This window comes from Eubacterium coprostanoligenes, assembly GCF_900167205.1.
Classification (GTDB): Bacteria; Bacillota; Clostridia; order Oscillospirales; family Acutalibacteraceae; genus Eubacterium_R; species Eubacterium_R coprostanoligenes.
This window is the reverse complement of the sequence record NZ_FUWW01000016.1, coordinates 26307-42824: the sequence shown is the minus strand read 5'-3', so window position 1 is coordinate 42824 and position 16518 is coordinate 26307. Positions and strand designations below refer to the sequence as shown.

Genomic DNA, 16518 nt, shown 5'->3' with positions numbered 1-16518 from the left:
CAAATCTCCTGCTTTTGTCAAGTAAAATAGCAAAATTTTGTAAAAAGTTACAAAAGTTACATAAAGGTTACAAATCTGTTGTATATTTTTAACATAGATTACAAAATGTCACATTTGGTATAATGTTAATGTCGTGTCGAAGCAACACAAACAAGTACATATTAAGCGAGTTGAATCGAAAACATTGATTTTCGTAATCATCAAAAAGCGAGAATAAATTTTTATTTTCGCCAAAGAAAAAGGAAGGTATCTATGACTAAGAAGAAAACCCTGCTTATAATTCCATTTGTAATAGTTATGAGTTTCATATTATCGCTCATCACACCTGCACTTTGCTATGCAGACGACAGCACCTACGAGCCTCGTTTAACAGCGCCAAGCTCATCAAGTGCATATTACAACAGAGAGCTTAACCGTTATTTTCAGGTTGGCTCGGGTATGCCAAACTGTGTGGCATATGCCTACGGCAGAATTTACGAAATGAACGGTGAAGCACCGCTTATCACCCACGGCAGTGCCGGTGATTGGTATTTCATCAACAAATCAAACGGCTACTACGAATACGGCAGTGAGCCAAAGCTCGGCGCAGTTGCCTGCTGGAGCAGACATGTTGCAGTAGTTGAAGCCATTGACGAAAACGGCATCACCCTTTCAGAATCACATTGGCGTGGGAGATATTTCAACACAGTAACCTACAAAACTCTCTCATCGCACTACGGGCAAACTTTTTACGGCTACATTTACACCTACAACGGCGGTGTAACAAAAGAGTTGGAGGAAAAGCTCCTTAATGCGACAAATCAAAATTCGGACAAAATTATAACCGAAAGAGCACGCACCGTTGATGTGCAAAATCAATTTGCCCTTGCAACAAGAAGCATTGAAGAAAACAGCGAGGAACAAATCGAACCACCTGTTTTAACATTGGCGGACAAATTGAGCACAAACAGATAAAACAAACTAAAAACAAAATCATTAAACTAAATCGTTAATATGTAAAAAAGACTGTAAGCAACGAACTTACAGTCTTTTATTTTGCTTATAAATGTTTAAGTTGTTCCTCGTCAAATGTAGAAAGGAACTCGTCATAACTTCCCTTGCGGTCAATGTAGGTATTGCCCGAAATCTCGATAATTCTGTCTGCCACGGTTTCAACAAACTGATGGTCGTGAGAAGTGAAGAGTACAGTTTCTGGATAACGGATAAGACCGTTGTTGAGTGCTGCGATAGATTCAAGGTCGAGGTGGTTGGTCGGTTCGTCAAAAATGAGAACATTTGCACCCGAAAGCATCATCTTACAGAGCATACATCTAACTCTTTCACCACCGGACAAAACATTTGCCTTTTTGAGCGCTTCGTCACCGGAGAACAACATTCTGCCGAGCCAACCCCTGATGTCTGCCTCGAGTTGCTCGGTTGTGTACTGTCTGAGCCAGTCAACAAGCGTGAGGTCAACGCCGTCAAAATAACTGCTGTTGTCGCTTGGGAAATAGCTTTGAGAAGTTGTTACACCCCACTTGAAGCTACCCTCATCAGGCTCAAGCTCGCCCATAATAATTTTGAAAAGTGTTGTCTTTGCAACAACATCGGAGCCGACAAAAGCAACCTTTTCTCTTGGATGGATAACAAAGCTGATGTCATCAAGCACCTTGCGGTCGCCGATTGTCTTTGTCAAATGGTCAACACGGAGCAAATCGTTGCCACATTCTCTGTCCGGCTTAAAATCAACATACGGGAAACGGCGAGATGAAACAGGCATCTCAATCATTTCAAGAGCATCAAGCTGTTTCTTACGAGAAGTTGCCTGCTTTGACTTTGCGGCATTTGCAGAGAAACGGTTGATGAAGTCCTGCAATTCCTTAATCTTCTGCTCATTCTTCTTGTTTTGGTCTCTTGCCTGACGCTGACGCATCTGGGTGTATTCGTACCAGAAATCATAGTTACCTGTATAAAGAGTAATCTTGCCGTAGTCAACATCACAGATGTGAGTACATACCTTATTTAAGAAGTGACGGTCGTGAGATACAACGATAACCGTATTTTCAAAATCCAAAAGGAAATTTTCAAGCCAGCTGATTGCTGTCAAATCAAGGTGGTTGGTAGGCTCGTCAAGAAGAAGGATGTCAGGATTGCCGTACAATGCCTGTGCAAGAAGCACCTTAACCTTCATATCTGACGGAAGCTCCGCCATTTTGAGATAATGGAACTCATCAGGAACACCCAATTTGTTGAGCATAAATTCTGCATCACTCTCTGCGTTCCAACCGTCAAGGTCGGCAAATTCTGCTTCAAGTTCGCCTGCCTTTACGCCGTCTTCCTCGGAAAAATCCTCTTTTGCATAAAGAGCATCCTTTTCCTCCATAATCTCAATAAGTCTTGGGTTGCCCATAAGAACTGTGCGAACAACCTCGTATTCATCATAAGCAAAGTGGTCCTGCTTCAACACGGAAAGACGCTCGCCCGGAGTGATGTGAATCTCACCCTTTGACGGTTCAAGGTCACCGCTGAGCACCTTCAAAAATGTTGACTTGCCTGCGCCGTTTGCACCGATAATACCATAGCAGTTGCCCGGTGTAAAGGCGACATTTACTCTCTCAAACAAAGAGCGACCGCCAAACTGAACGGAAATATCATTTGCTGAAATCATATCTATCCCTCACCTTTCTAATATCTAAAATCCACAATATTCTATCACAACAGCAAATATATTTCAACCTATTTTTAGCCAATGACCTATTGCGACATATTTTTTGTACAAACTGCCATATAATGCAGGAGAAATAACAACAAAAAGAGGCAAATATGGAAGTTAAAATCAAGAAAAGGTTAGAGGAGAATATGAAAAGCGAGGTGCTGAAAAGAGCAGGAATATTTGCAGGATATTTTTTCGCAGGGCTGATAACCTCGTTCGGCTCGGCAATCGGCGGACTGAAGCCGTTTGGTGTGGCGCTGACCGCTTCGGCTCGAAAAAAAGGCTACATATTTTCGGCACTCGGGGCTGTAATCGGCTATCTGCTGACAGGGTTCAACGCACAAAACATCCGATATATGTGCGCAGTGATTTTGACGGCGCTCGGTGCATTTTTGATTGAACTGCTTGACGCATACCACAATCCGCTGTTTTCAATTATCATCGGCACGGTGTCAATTCTTTCAACGGGAATATTTGTAAACATCAGGCTTTCATCAAGCAGTGATGCATATTTTCTCCTCTTGGCAGAAACGATGCTGAGTGCAGGCGTAACCTACTGCTACTACAAAGGAATAAACGCAAATCTTCGCCAAATGAGATTCAAAGCACTGCCGATTTCTGAACTTGCATACATAATTATATCCGTGTCGACATTGTTTTTGAGCCTCGGCAATGTGGCAATTTGGCGACTTTATCCGATAAGAATTATAGCCGTTGTTTTGGTGCTGACCGCCACCTACTATGCAGGTGAACGGCTCGGAATGATTTTGGCACTGTCACTCGGATTTGTGCTTGGAGTTTACAGCAAAGAAGCGTTGTTTTTATGCGGTGCTTTCGGATTTTCAACGCTCGTTGCAGGATTGTTTTCGAGCGCTTCGATATTCGGCACGGCAGGAGCTTTTTTGGCGTCAATCACTTTCTTTTCAATTGCCACAGGCGAAGAAGTGGGGTTGTCGCTGTTCCTTGACGGAATAATCGGCTCGCTGATTTTCGTGCTGATGCCTACAGGGATAACCGACAAAATCGAAAAGTTTTTTGACATCGGAACAGACCTACCGCCGGACGGCACTCTGCGACAAAATCTTGTGCTTAAACTGCGATTTGCATCCAACGCAATGTCGGCAATATCGGACAGCGTGGACGAAGTGCGAGAACGAATAAACGATGTGACACGCAGACAAAACGAGGCAATGCGTGACACAATGACCGACACCGAATACATCACGAGGGAGATTATTCTTGAAAAAACGAACCAAATCCGTATGGTCGCCTCCGACCAATTTATTTCAATATCCGGTATGTTGAACGACCTTGCAAAGGAATTTGACGAGGCAGAAATCTTTGACGGCAACGCAAGCAACAAAATCAGGCGACTGCTCGGCGAATACGAAATTTATCCAACAAACATTTCCGCAATAGTGGACAAATACGGCAGAATGAGGGTTGAAATTCTGCTTTCGTCATCAAGTGCGGAATTGACGGGAATCGAACTGAAAAACGAAATAGGCAAAATCTGCAACCGATATTTTGACACGGGCAGAATCACAAACTTCAAAAACGAAAGTATGCTTTCTTTTTCCGAAAAGCCGAATTATTCGCTTGAAGTCGGCTTTGCACAATTCAGCGCAGAGGGCGAACTGTGCGGTGACACGGTGAAAATTATCAACGACAGCAAAGGACATTCCATACTTATTATAAGTGACGGAATGGGCAAAGGCAGTCGGGCGGCACTTGACGGCGCAATGGGTGCGGGACTTTTGTCAAAGCTCATCAATTCGGGTTTCGGCTTTGATTCGGCGCTGAAAATCGTCAACTCTGCCCTGCTTGTCAAATCCAATGATGAAAGCCTTGCAACACTTGACATTGCAAACATCGATCTTTTTACGGGAAAGTGCGAGCTGTTCAAGGCAGGTGCGCCTGCAAGCTACATCATCAAAGACGGCAGACTGACGAAGTGCGAGCTGACCTCTATGCCGGCAGGGATTTTGCGAGGCATAGAATTTGCAAAACGAACAGCGGTTTTGAGCCTTGGCGACAGCATAATTTTGATGAGTGACGGCATAACCGACCTTGGCGAAAGATGGCTGCGTGACACAATTGCAACTATGCCAAGTGGCGTGCAAGATGGTGCAGACTACATTTTGAACAGGGCAAAAGAAGAAATGAAAGACAAAAAAGCAGACGATATGAGTATAATTTTTGCAAGATTGGAGCGAAACTGAATGACTGATAACTTGGGAATCAGCAATTTGTACGAAAACGACATAAGCGAAATTGCGCAGTCGATAAGAAGATTTTTGGACGAAGTGATACAGAAAGACAAACTCGTTTTGCCGACATTGAAAATGAGCAGACACGCAATAAAAGGCCTGTCGGAAATAATTCTAACAGGCTCGGGGCAATCGTTTTACACCGCACAGGCAATGGCGCACAACACCGAAATGCTCACCGACCTGCCGACCTATGCGATACCCTCGGCATTGCTAAAAGGCACAAGAGGGGTGCTGTACCGTGATGCACTTGTCATAGCAATATCGCAAAGCGGAGAAAATGCCGACACAATCTCGGCGGTGAAGCGCGCAATGGGCAACAGCGCAAAAGTTGTGGCGGTGACCGCAAAAGACTCGACCATTGCAAAAATGTGCAAAAGCAAGGTACACCTCACCGATTGCGACACGAGCCTGTGCACATTCCAAAACGAATACCTTGCTGTAGCAATGCTTTCAATGTATCTCGGCGAAGCACTCGGGTGTATGTCAAAAATCAATACGAGCGTTTCGCTCCGACTTGCCCAAATGCTTCCGGGCAAGCTGTCATTCACACCTAACAGCGAAAAAGAATTGCAAAATGTCGCTGATTTCATCGGCAAATTTGACAACATAGTGTTTTGCGGATATTCAACGGACGAAGCGTTGGCACAAGCGGTTGCGGAAAAATTCAGGCTGATTGCCGGGAAAACCGCCTTTGCTCTGCCGATATACGACATTGCACAAAGCTGTCTTGAGCTGAAAAACACATTGATTGTGCCGATTGTCAGCAACAGCGCATCAACTCCGATTGTTATGCCGTACATTGACGCAATCAAATATTCCTGCGCCGACACGATAATTTATACAACCAAAAACATTGCGCACGACTGCGAAATCACAGACGGCACAGTGACGGTTGACGACAGCATTCCGCTGTTCAACCCCATCACACTTGCAACCGTGCTTCAGCAAACAATCCTGGAACTTGAAGTGAACACCATTTCAATATCCAATTCCGATCAATCGGCGTAAAAATAAGCGACGCTTCCATTACAGAAGTGTCGCTTTGTCATTTTAAATATTATACAATTTTTTGGCATTTTGGCAGGTTTGGTCAAGGACTTCCTGTACCGACATTCCGAGCACTTCGCCTATTCGTTCGGCAATAAACGGAATGTAGGACGAGTCGTTGCGTTTGCCTCTGTGCGGTTCGGGTGCAAGATACGGACAATCCGTTTCAAGCACCAAGCGGTCAAGCGGAATTTCTTTGACAACTTCAAGGCTTTTGCGTGCATTTTTGAATGTTGCAACGCCATTCAAGCCGATGTACATATCCAGCTTGATAATCTCCCTTGCCATCTCTTTTGAACCCGAAAAGCAATGCAAAACGCCTTTTGGCTTGGTTGCTTTAAGAATATCGAGAGTATCGCCGTGTGCTTCTCTGTCGTGCACAATCACAGGCAAATCGTTGTTCTTGGCAATCTCAATCTGTGCTTCAAAAAAAGCCTTTTGCTTTTCCTTGGTTGATTCCATCCAATGATAATCAAGTCCGATTTCGCCAACTGCAACGCACTTTTCATCACTCAAATATTCATCGAGGAGGCTCAAATCGTCAATGCCATATTCCTCCAAATTTTCGGGATGAAAACCTGCCGCAAAGTAAAAATCATCAAATTTATGTGCCAAATCACGGTTTGCTGCCGTTGACGGAACATCACATCCACAGCTGACAACACCGACAACGCCTTTATCCTTGAGCGACAAAATCAGTTCATCACGGTCGCTGTCAAAAGCCTCATCGTCATAGTGAGAATGTGTGTCAAAAATGTTTTTGTAAATCAAAGAACATTCTCCTCAATCCATTTATCTAAATCGTCATAAACCTCTTGCTTGTTAATCTCATTGAGAATCTCGTGGCGAGCCTCCGGATAAAGTTTGAGGGTGACATTTTTGTGACCTGTGTCAAGAAGTTTTTGATAAACTTCCTTTACGCCCTTGCCGTAATTTCCGACAGGGTCCATATCGCCCGACATCAAAAGAACCGGCTTATCCTTTGCAACATTGTTGAACCATCTGTCCTCGTTGCACTGAATTGTTAGCTGGCTCAAATCCATAAAGCCTGCAACTGTAAAGAGAAATCCACAAAGCGGGTCTGCAACATATTCGTCAACCTCTTTTGTATCTCTCATACCCCAATCATAGTGAGTTCTGTGCTCAAACGGCTTGTCGTATGCACCGAGTGAAATATTGTTGAGAAACTTGCTGTGATGCTTTTTGCCCTTGAGTGCGGCAACAACCTTCATAATAGGAATACCTGCTTTTGCAATAGGCGTAGGTCCTGCCGTGCCGATGAACACAGCGCCGTCAAAATCGTTGCCGTACTCGTTGATGTAGCATCTCATAATGAGTGAGCCCATTGAGTGACCTGCAATAAGGAACTTCTTGTCAGGATACTCTTTCTTCGCAATGTCTGTTAGAGCCTTTGCGTCGGCAAGGATGTTCTTGTAGCCATCCTTGTCACCAAAATAGCCGAGCAGGTCCTTGTCGTCATTAGACTGACCGTGACCGAGCATATCGTTGATGAAAATTGCATAGCCCTTGTCGGTAAACGCAGAAATAAAATTGCGATACCTATTTGTGTGTTCAGCCATACCGTGGTGCATCTGAATAACAGCCTTTACTTCGCCCTCGGGTGCGAACTGCCAAGCCTTGATGTCACAAATGCCTGAAGCACTTTTATAAGTGTACTCTTTCTTTATCATAATAAAGCCCCTTTTATATAATAAATATTTTACTCCTTAAAAGCTTAATCAACTTTCTTGTAACAAACAAGTCTATTAATTAAGTTGAGATGTGCAATGCGGACATCTTGTTGCCTCAATGTCAATCTCGCTCTTGCAATAAGGACAAACCTTTGTGGTCGGCGCAGGTGCTTCCTCCTGCTCGTCCTTTTTTGACAGCTTTTGAGCCGCATCCGAAATCTTGTTAACCGATTTCACAATAAGAAAAACAACAAGTGCCATAATCAAAAAAATTGATTATTGATGAAATAAACGCACCGTAATCAAGAAAGTTTTCTGTGCCAAAAAGACGAATTTTGCCTTGAACCTCTGCACCACCAATACAGTTGAGAAGTGGCTGAATAATGTTATCCGTAAGTCCTGACACAACCGAGCCAAACGCTCCGCCGATAATCACGCCGACAGCCAAATCAAGCACATTGCCTTTTGAAATAAACGCCTTGAATTCTTCTAAAAATTTTTTCATTTCTATTCTCCTTTTCACATCATTTTATATTATTTTAGCAGATAAAATACTAAAAATCAACCACACCGGTAAAATCAAAATCGGGGATAAACTCATCGCTTGCGGCTTCAAGCTCCTGCACAAAAATCTTTTGAAGTCCAAGGTAAAAAATATGATTGACCACCTTGTCGTACTCTCTTTGCGTGAGCGGTCTGTTGATTTCTTTATATTCGGTCAAATCCCCACACGGCACATACTGCGCCATAACCGAAATGTATGTATCACCAAAATTCTCCGCCAAATAATCAAGCGCCGAAATTGACAAATTTGTGTTTGACGGCAAGACAAGATGACGGATAATCATACCCCGTTGCATTATGCCGTTTTCGTCAAAAACATCCTCGCCGACCTGCCGTTTCATCTCTGCAAGAGCCTCCTCGGCAACTTGCGGATAATCCTCTGCCTTGCTGTATTTCAAAGCCTTCTCAGGTCTTATATACTTAAAATCAGGCAGATAAATATCCACCGCCCCATCAAGCATTTTCAAGGTTTCAACGCTGTCATATCCCGAAGTGTTGTACACAATCGGAACAGGCGGTTTGTATTTTTCAAGCACACGCAAAAGCTGAAGCGAATAATGAGTTGGGTTGACAAAATTGATATTGTTTGCACCCTCGTCAACAAGCCGTTTCATAATATCAATCAACTTGTCGTCACTAACTTCAACACCCTTGCATCCGTGGCTGATTTCATAATTCTGACAGAAAACACAACCAAGATTGCAACCGCTGAAAAAGATTGCGCCCGAGCCGTTTTTTCCGCTTATGCACGGTTCTTCCCAATAGTGGAGCGACGCACGGGCAAGTTTGAATTTCTCGGGACTTTTGCAATATCCAAGCGACACTTCTCGGTCAACATTGCATCCTCTTGGGCACGCATTACAAATCATAGCAAAGCCCTGTAAATATCGTTTTTCTTAAAGGAAGTCACCTTCGCAACCTCTTTTGCGGCAGAATTTGTGCTCATTCCGTCTGCCATAAGACGCTTTGCCTCCTCAACCGCACTTTCAAACGATATTTCCTTTTCCTCCGCCTTTTTTCCGTCAACGATAACAACAAATTCACCCTTTGGCTTTTCCTCATCAAACATAGCCGAAGCCGTTGCCAAATCTGTGCGAATAACACTTTCGTGCATTTTTGTGATTTCTTTTACAAGGGCGATTTCACGGTCACCCAAAATCTCATACATATCCTTGAGCGTTTGAGTCAACTTGTGCGGTGCTTCATAAAAAACAAGTGTGCGTTTTTCGTTTTGCACCTCTTCAAGCTCTGCCCTGCGTTCTTTTTTGTTTGCAGAAAGGAAGCCCTCAAAAGTGAACTTTCTTGTGTTCATACCCGAAATTGCAAGCGCCGTGGCAAAAGCGGTCGGTCCGGGAACACTCTCCACCGCTATGCCGTTTTCGTGGCAAAGTCTGACCAAATCTTCACCCGGGTCGGATATTGCCGGCATACCTGCATCCGTGCATATAGCACAGGTTTCGCCGTTTGCAAGTCGAGAAATAATTGCCTCGCCTCGCTCATTTTTGTTATGTTCAAAATAGCTAACCATTTCTTTTTTTATTCCAAAATGATTAAGCAGTTTTAGGGTAACTCTTGTGTCCTCGGCAGCAATGAAATCCACATTTTCAAGCGTTTCAATCGCTCTCGGTGAAAAATCGCCGAGGTTGCCGATCGGAGTGCCCACAACATATAATTTTCCGCTCATTATCTGATTTTATCCTCGTATCCATCGGCATAAGAGCCGTAAATTTCTATCATTTCGGGAGTGAACTTGCTCTCCTCATTTTTGATGACCAAAGTAGGTTCAACACGCAAAAACGGTTTTGCCCCCTTTTTGCCCTCTACCAAAAACAAAAAAGGTTCTTCGCCCTGCTTGTCAATCACGAAACGAAGTCGTTTCGGTTCAATCTTGTACTGCCTCATAATCGCAAGTGCGTCCACCAATCTTTCAGGGCGGTGACACATGCAAAACCTGCCTGCATAAGTGAGCAGATACGAAGCCGCCTTGACTGCGTCCTCAATGTTGCAACACACCTCATGGCGAGCAATCCTTGCACTTTCGCCAAGCGACTCAAAGCCTGTATTAATCGGCTTGTACGGTGGATTCATAGTGACAAGGGTGAAACATTCCGCAGAGAATTCCTCGTTGATTTTTCTCAAATCGCAAAGGTGCGGTGTAAGCCTGCTGTCCAAATTATTATATTTTATCGAAGCATTAACCTGCTCAAAGGCATTTTGTTGAATATCCAGACAATGCACATCCGTCTGCCTCTCATCTCGAAGCCACAACAACGGAATAATTCCGCAACCTGTGCCCATATCAAGTGCCTTGTCCTTGTATTTTGGCTTTGCAAAATGCGACAAAAGCACTGCATCCGTGCCAAAAGTGTGGTCAGGGCTGACTGCGATTTTTATATTGTCCGACAATCTTTCATAATTATATTCCATAAAAATTATTATAATATATTTTCAATCTTATTACAAGAATATTATCTTTTTTGACGCAAAAGCACAAAACAAAAAACAAGCTCCCCTTGGGGCACACTGCATAAGGAAGTAAGCAGTGTGCCCCAAGGGGAGCTTGATATTCAATTCATATATATTTGATAAACAACTGCAAACGCCTCACGAGTAGCAAACGGCATATATCCGTTCCATGGGGTTTTGCACGGATATTGATATGCTTTCAGTCCGCTTTTTTCGGCAAACTTACTCGCTCTGTATTCGTGAAAATCATTTGTAACAACAGTTATTTCATCAATTTCCACACCATTATTTTTCAAAAGCTTTACTGAATTCTCAAAATTTTCTTGTGTGGAAGTTGACTTGTCCTCAAGAATAAGTCTGCTTGATTCAATCCCCATTTGAGTAAGCTCATTATACATACACTGTGCTTCTGAAATATTTTCGCCATTACCCTGTCCGCCGCTCAAAACAACTTTAGAGTTAGGATTATCCTTTAAATACTCATATGCCGAGTTAATTCTCTTTTTCAAAAATATACCGGGTTGGTCGCCTCTGACAACACATCCAAGAACAATGGCATATTCCGTTTTGTGATTGCTTTTGCCACTATGCGTCACAACATTTCCCAACGCAAATCCTCCAACGCCGATTCCAGCGACAAGCACAATACACACAACAGAAGTGATAATCTTTCCTATAACTTTTGAATTAAGTTTTTTCACAACAAGATTAACCGCATCATAGAACACTGCATACAAAAACAAAACACATGCAAGACCAAGTCCTGCAACAACGCCGATGTTCATTTCGCCGGTTGTAACAAGCGGACCTATATAAAAAACAGCAATCACGAAAGCAAATAATCCTATGATTATTCTTATTCCTTTTTTCATGTTCATCACCTGTTTTATTATATCAAGCCAAAATAATCGAGTCAACAAAGAACTAACCAAGGAATAATTAAAATTTGATTAAGAAATCAATACTTTTGTTGTCATAAAGTAAATCATAGCAACGACTTCAAATTGAGTTTTCTGTTGCAATTATGCTCTTTTCTGCTATAATATTGATGAAAATAATTACTATGGGCAGGTGCGGTATGACAAAAAACGATTTTAGCAAAATCAAAGAAATTTCTGTTGACGAAATGAAGTCGCTTAATCGTGGCGATTATATTGTTGTTGACATTCGTGACGAAAGAGCGTTTGCCTACGGCTCAATTAACGGCGCTGTCAACATTCCGCAAAACAAAATAGATGAAAAGCTCGATACCTTGCCAAAAGACAAGTTGTTGATTATCTGTTGCAAAAACGGAACTTTCAGCAAACCGACTGCCGAAAAATTGAGAGAAAAAGGATTTTGTACGGTTAATCTCGTGAACGGTTATTACGGCTATATGCTCAACGAATCAGAGGTTGACGCCGACCGTTCAAAAGATGTTGAGCGGAGCATAAACAAAAAATTCCACAAGCAGATTTGGAGCAGATTCACCGCCGCACTCAACGACTACAAACTCATTGAGGAAGGTGACAAAATTGCCGTTTGCATTTCCGGTGGCAAAGATTCTATGCTTATGGCAAAACTTTTTCAGGAACTAAAAAGGCACAACAAGTTTCCGTTTGAAGTTGTTTTTCTTGTTATGGACCCCGGCTACAGCCCTGAAAACAGAGAAATTATCGAAAGAAATGCAGAACTGCTGAATGTTCCCATCACGGTTTTTGAATCGAATATTTTTGAATCGGTTTTGCATATTGAAAAATCACCGTGCTACCTTTGTGCGAGGATGAGGAGAGGCTACCTCTACAACAAGGCAAAGGAGCTCGGTTGCAACAAAATCGCACTTGGTCACCACTACGATGATGTTATCGAAACCGTGCTTATGGGTATGCTATACGGCGGTCAGGTTCAAACAATGATGCCAAAACTTCACTCAACAAACTTTGAGGGTATGGAGCTTATTCGCCCGATGTATCTCATCCGTGAGGACGACATCAAGCGTTGGCGTGACTACAACAATTTGCACTTCATCCAATGTGCGTGCAAATTCACCGAAGAATGTGCATCTGACGACTTTGAAACCACATCAAAGCGCCAGGAAATCAAAAATTTGATTAGAGAAATGGCAAAAATCAATCCGCAGGTTGAAAGCAATATTTTCAGAAGCGTTGAAAATGTAAATGTCAATACGGTTATTGCGTACAAAAAGGACGGCGTTAAGCACAATTTCCTTGAAAGCTACGATGATTAAATCTATATGTAGGTGCTCCTCGACATTGCTCCACCTTATCTGCTGCATTGTATTCGGTGCGGTTTTGTGATATAATATTATAACCGAAAATAAAAGGAGAGATAAAAATGGCAGAATTTAAGTCCTCATTTATCGGCGGATACAGCAAAAAATCCGTAAACGAATATGTTTCAAAACTCGAAAACGAGAACGATATACTCAAAAAAGCACTTGACCTTGCAGAGCACAACGCACTCAAGGCTGACAAATATTATAACGAAAACACAAAGCTCAACAACGAGATTGCACAGCTCAACGAAGTTGTTGCCGAGCTTAACGAAAAACTTGCAGAAACCGAAAAATCAAACAACGATTACATTGCAAGCATCGGTCAAATTTTCTATTCTGCATACGAAAGCGGAGCAAAAATCACTGACGATGCAACCGCAGGTTCACAGGAATTTTTGCAAAAAATCGAGGAAGTTTCTTCTGAAGCAAAGGCAGAAGCACAAAAGGCACTCACTGCCTACAACCTCATCAATACCGACATCAAGGCATTGCTCACAAATCTCACAAAGGAGATCAACGCAGTTTCCGCAAACACTGACGCAATGATTAAAAAGGCAACGGAAATTGCCACAGCAATGGACTCAATTCAGCAAATCAAGACTGCAAATGCCAACAAGGCACAAGCAGTTGCAGAGGAATACAAGGACTTTTTCGATTCGTTCCAAACAGAAACCAAGAGCAAGGCAATCAGAACAGAAGTTATCGAAGTGCCTGTTGCTCCAAAAGCAGAGCCTGTGCAACCGATTGTTCAAGAAACCGAACAGTCACAGCCTATCACCGAAGCGCAAGCACCCGTTGCTCCTGCCGTTGACGAAAGCATTGACAAAGACGCAGTTCTCCATGACATTCTCAATAGCGTCAGCAACAACTAAAATCTAATAAAATCATACATAAAAACACAAATAAAGACCACAATCTATACAAAACAGATTGTGGTCTTTTGTGTATTTTTAACAATTTCAGTTTAGATTATTTTGCAATTACAGATGGAGAACTCTGTCCTTAATTTCCTGTGTTCTGCCCTGATTCCAGAACTGAGTGCCGATGTAGCCACAAGTTCTTCTTGCAACATTCATCTTGTCCTGATCCTCGTTGCCACAGTTTGGGCATCTCCAAATAAGTTTGCCGTGTTCATCCTCAACAATCTTAATTTCGCCATCATATCCACAGCACTGGCAATAGTCGCTCTTTGTGTTAAGCTCGGCATACATAATATTGTCGTAGATAAACTTCATTACCTGAATAACTGCCGGAATGTTATCCTGCATATTAGGAACTTCGACATAAGAAATTGCACCGCCCGGTGAAAGAGCCTGGAATTCACTTTCAAACTTAAGTTTGGTGAATGCGTCAATCTTTTCCGTAACATGTACATGATAAGAATTTGTGATGTAGTTCTTGTCTGTTACACCCTTTATGATACCAAATCTCTTTTGGAGACATTTTGCAAATTTATAAGTTGTTGATTCAAGCGGAGTGCCGTAAATCGAGAAGTCAATATTTGTCTGTGCCTTCCACTCTGCACAAGCATCGTTCATATGACGCATAACCTGCAACGCAAATTCCTTGCCACCGTTTTCATCGGTGTGCGACTTGCCTGTCATATACTTTGTGCATTCATAAAGACCTGCATAACCGAGAGAAATTGTTGAATATCCGTCATAAAGAAGTCTGTCGATAGGCTCGCCCTTGTCAAGTCGTGCAAGTGCGCCGTGTTGCCACAAAATAGGAGCAGCGTCGGAAAGTGTGCCCTTGAGTCTGTTGTGACGGCACATAAGTGCACGGTAGCAAAGTTCAAGACGCTCGTCAAAGACTTCCCAAAACTTATTCATATCGCCGCCCGATGTGCAAGCAACATCAACAAGGTTGATTGTAACAACACCCTGATTAAATCTGCCGTAGTACTTCTTTTTGCCCTCAACATAGTTCTTTGCTCTTGCGATATTGCCTACTCCCGCTTCGGTAAATCTGTCAGGAGTGAGGAACGAACGGCAACCCATAGGAGTATAAACATCACCCTTGAGGTTGAGCATAACTTTTTCACTTACATAGTCGGGTACCATACGCTTTGCAGTGCACTTTGCCGCAAGCTCTGTAAGATAGTAGAACGGTGTGTTTTCGTTGATATTATCATTTTCCAAAACATATATGAGTTTTGGAAATGCAGGTGTAATCCAAACACCCTTTTCGTTCTTAACGCCCTTAATTCTCTGGCGAAGTGTTTCTTCAATAATGAGTGCAAGGTCTTTCTTTTCCTGCTCGTTCTTTGCTTCGTTAAGATACATAAACACAGTTACAAACGGAGCCTGACCGTTGGTTGTAAGAAGTGTTACAACCTGATACTGAATAGTCTGAACGCCTCTTGAAACCTCATCACGCAAACGCTTTTCGGTAATCTTAACAATCTTTTCTTCTGTAAGTTCACCGCCGAAATCCTTTGCTTCTTCGATAACCTGTGCACGGATTTTTTCTCTGCTAATCTGCACAAACGGTGCAAGGTGTGCAAGGGAAATTGACTGACCGCCGTACTGTGATGAAGCAACCTGTGCGATAATCTGTGTTGCAATGTTGCAAGCTGTTGAAAAACTGTGTGGCTTTTCAATCATAGTGTCGGAAATAACTGTGCCGTTTTGGAGCATATCCTCCAAGTTGACAAGGTCGCAGTTGTGCATATGCTGTGCAAAATAGTCTGCATCGTGGAAGTGGATGAGTCCGTTTTCGTGGGCCTCAACAATATCTTCCGGAAGCAAAATTCTCTTTGTAATATCCTTTGAAACCTCGCCTGCCATATAGTCACGCTGAACAGAGTTGACAGTTGGGTTTTTGTTTGAATTTTCCTGCTTAACCTCTTCATTATTACATTCAATAAGGGAGAGAATTTGATTGTCGGTTGTGTTTGCCTTACGCACGAGAGAACGGGTGTAGCGATACTTAACATAACGCTTTGCAACCTCAAATGCACCCTGTGCCATAATCTGATCTTCAACTATATCCTGTATTTCTTCTACCGAGAGAGCACGATTTGCCTTGCTGATTTTGAACTCAACAAATTCAGCAATATCGTTAATTTGACCTTGAGTAAGTTCTTTTCTTTCGCAGGCAGCATTCGCCTTCGACACAGCGATAACGATTTTGTTAATGTCAAACTTGGCTTCCGAGCCGTTTCTCTTAATAATATTCATTATTCTTTCCCCTTTCAAATAACTTAAATCCAAGTGTTACAAAGCTGTAACTTTTAATATGTGACCTTTATCATAATAACAAAATACTGTGGCTATGTCAATAGAATTCAGGCAAAAAATACAATATATTGTGCCCAAAACTGAAATTGTAATAATTTTATACGAAATGTTGTTTTGCATTTTTTCGCAAACACGCAGTATTAGGCACAAAACGGAAAACCGACCGACAAGAAAATATTACAATTTGTAAACAGCGTTAAATATTTGTCAATGTGGCAATAACTTCTTGCCACTTGAAAAATGTTATAAATTGTTTTAATATATAATG

Annotated in this window: 15 protein-coding genes; 5 read left to right on the top strand and 10 right to left on the bottom strand. The window is 42.4% G+C overall.

Annotated elements, in window-relative coordinates; genetic code table 11:
• Positions 1 to 252 precede the first annotated feature (252 nt).
• On the top strand, positions 253 to 954 hold the full coding sequence (locus B5D29_RS07035) for a CHAP domain-containing protein (RefSeq protein ID WP_078768870.1): 702 nt from the start codon (positions 253 to 255) through the stop codon (positions 952 to 954).
• Between the two features lie 85 nt (positions 955 to 1039).
• Here the strand turns inward: B5D29_RS07035 and B5D29_RS07030 are convergent, their stop codons facing one another.
• Positions 1040 to 2647, bottom strand: coding sequence for an ABC-F family ATP-binding cassette domain-containing protein (locus tag B5D29_RS07030; protein WP_078768869.1), 1608 nt, complete (start codon positions 2645 to 2647; stop codon positions 1040 to 1042).
• A gap of 155 nt (positions 2648 to 2802) precedes the next feature.
• On the opposite strand from B5D29_RS07030, the gene B5D29_RS07025 reads away from it, so the two are divergent.
• Together B5D29_RS07025 and B5D29_RS07020 are read left to right on the top strand one after the other, a co-directional pair.
• Complete coding sequence (locus tag B5D29_RS07025) at positions 2803 to 4914, top strand: SpoIIE family protein phosphatase (RefSeq protein WP_078768868.1); 2112 nt, start codon at positions 2803 to 2805, stop codon at positions 4912 to 4914.
• Entirely contained in the window at positions 4915 to 5973 is a 1059-nt protein-coding gene (locus tag B5D29_RS07020; protein WP_078768867.1) for an SIS domain-containing protein, read from the top strand.
• Positions 5974 to 6015: 42 nt separating this feature from the next.
• On the opposite strand, the gene B5D29_RS07015 is transcribed toward B5D29_RS07020, so the two are convergent.
• The 8 genes from B5D29_RS07015 to B5D29_RS06985 all read right to left on the bottom strand — a co-directional run bounded on the left by B5D29_RS07015 (position 6016) and on the right by B5D29_RS06985 (position 11605).
• Positions 6016 to 6783: a TatD family hydrolase gene (locus B5D29_RS07015; protein ID WP_341465260.1), complete on the bottom strand. Its 768-nt coding sequence runs from the start codon at positions 6781 to 6783 to the stop codon at positions 6016 to 6018.
• Positions 6780 to 7703: an alpha/beta fold hydrolase gene (locus tag B5D29_RS07010; protein ID WP_078768866.1), complete on the bottom strand. Its 924-nt coding sequence runs from the start codon at positions 7701 to 7703 to the stop codon at positions 6780 to 6782. The genes B5D29_RS07015 and B5D29_RS07010 overlap by 4 nt, the downstream gene beginning before the upstream one ends.
• A gap of 75 nt (positions 7704 to 7778) precedes the next feature.
• A complete protein-coding gene (locus tag B5D29_RS08865; RefSeq protein ID WP_341465259.1) occupies positions 7779 to 7940 on the bottom strand; it encodes a hypothetical protein in 162 nt (53 codons plus the stop codon).
• On the bottom strand, positions 7927 to 8208 hold the full coding sequence (locus tag B5D29_RS07005) for a large conductance mechanosensitive channel protein MscL (protein ID WP_341465258.1): 282 nt from the start codon (positions 8206 to 8208) through the stop codon (positions 7927 to 7929). The genes B5D29_RS08865 and B5D29_RS07005 overlap by 14 nt, the downstream gene beginning before the upstream one ends.
• 49 nt (positions 8209 to 8257) lie before the next feature.
• On the bottom strand, positions 8258 to 9136 hold the full coding sequence (locus B5D29_RS07000) for a radical SAM protein (protein WP_078768865.1): 879 nt from the start codon (positions 9134 to 9136) through the stop codon (positions 8258 to 8260).
• A complete protein-coding gene (gene rsmI, locus B5D29_RS06995) occupies positions 9133 to 9951 on the bottom strand; it encodes a 16S rRNA (cytidine(1402)-2'-O)-methyltransferase (protein ID WP_078768864.1) in 819 nt (272 codons plus the stop codon). Before rsmI ends, B5D29_RS07000 begins: the two co-directional genes overlap by 4 nt.
• A complete protein-coding gene (locus B5D29_RS06990) occupies positions 9951 to 10694 on the bottom strand; it encodes a tRNA1(Val) (adenine(37)-N6)-methyltransferase (RefSeq protein ID WP_078768863.1) in 744 nt (247 codons plus the stop codon). The genes rsmI and B5D29_RS06990 overlap by 1 nt, the downstream gene beginning before the upstream one ends.
• A gap of 140 nt (positions 10695 to 10834) precedes the next feature.
• The gene (locus B5D29_RS06985) at positions 10835 to 11605 is read right to left on the bottom strand and encodes a YdcF family protein (RefSeq protein ID WP_159443426.1); all 771 of its coding nucleotides are present in this window, start codon (positions 11603 to 11605) and stop codon (positions 10835 to 10837) included.
• A 206-nt stretch (positions 11606 to 11811) separates the two neighbouring features.
• Here B5D29_RS06985 and B5D29_RS06980 point away from each other — a divergent pair, with 206 nt between their 5' ends.
• Both B5D29_RS06980 and B5D29_RS06975 read left to right on the top strand, forming a co-directional pair.
• The gene (locus tag B5D29_RS06980; protein ID WP_078768872.1) at positions 11812 to 12960 is read left to right on the top strand and encodes a PP-loop family protein; all 1149 of its coding nucleotides are present in this window, start codon (positions 11812 to 11814) and stop codon (positions 12958 to 12960) included.
• A gap of 107 nt (positions 12961 to 13067) precedes the next feature.
• On the top strand, positions 13068 to 13880 hold the full coding sequence (locus B5D29_RS06975) for a hypothetical protein (protein ID WP_078768861.1): 813 nt from the start codon (positions 13068 to 13070) through the stop codon (positions 13878 to 13880).
• Between the two features lie 108 nt (positions 13881 to 13988).
• Here the strand turns inward: B5D29_RS06975 and nrdD are convergent, their stop codons facing one another.
• The gene (nrdD, locus tag B5D29_RS06970) at positions 13989 to 16190 is read right to left on the bottom strand and encodes an anaerobic ribonucleoside-triphosphate reductase (RefSeq protein ID WP_078768860.1); all 2202 of its coding nucleotides are present in this window, start codon (positions 16188 to 16190) and stop codon (positions 13989 to 13991) included.
• Positions 16191 to 16518 lie beyond the last annotated feature (328 nt).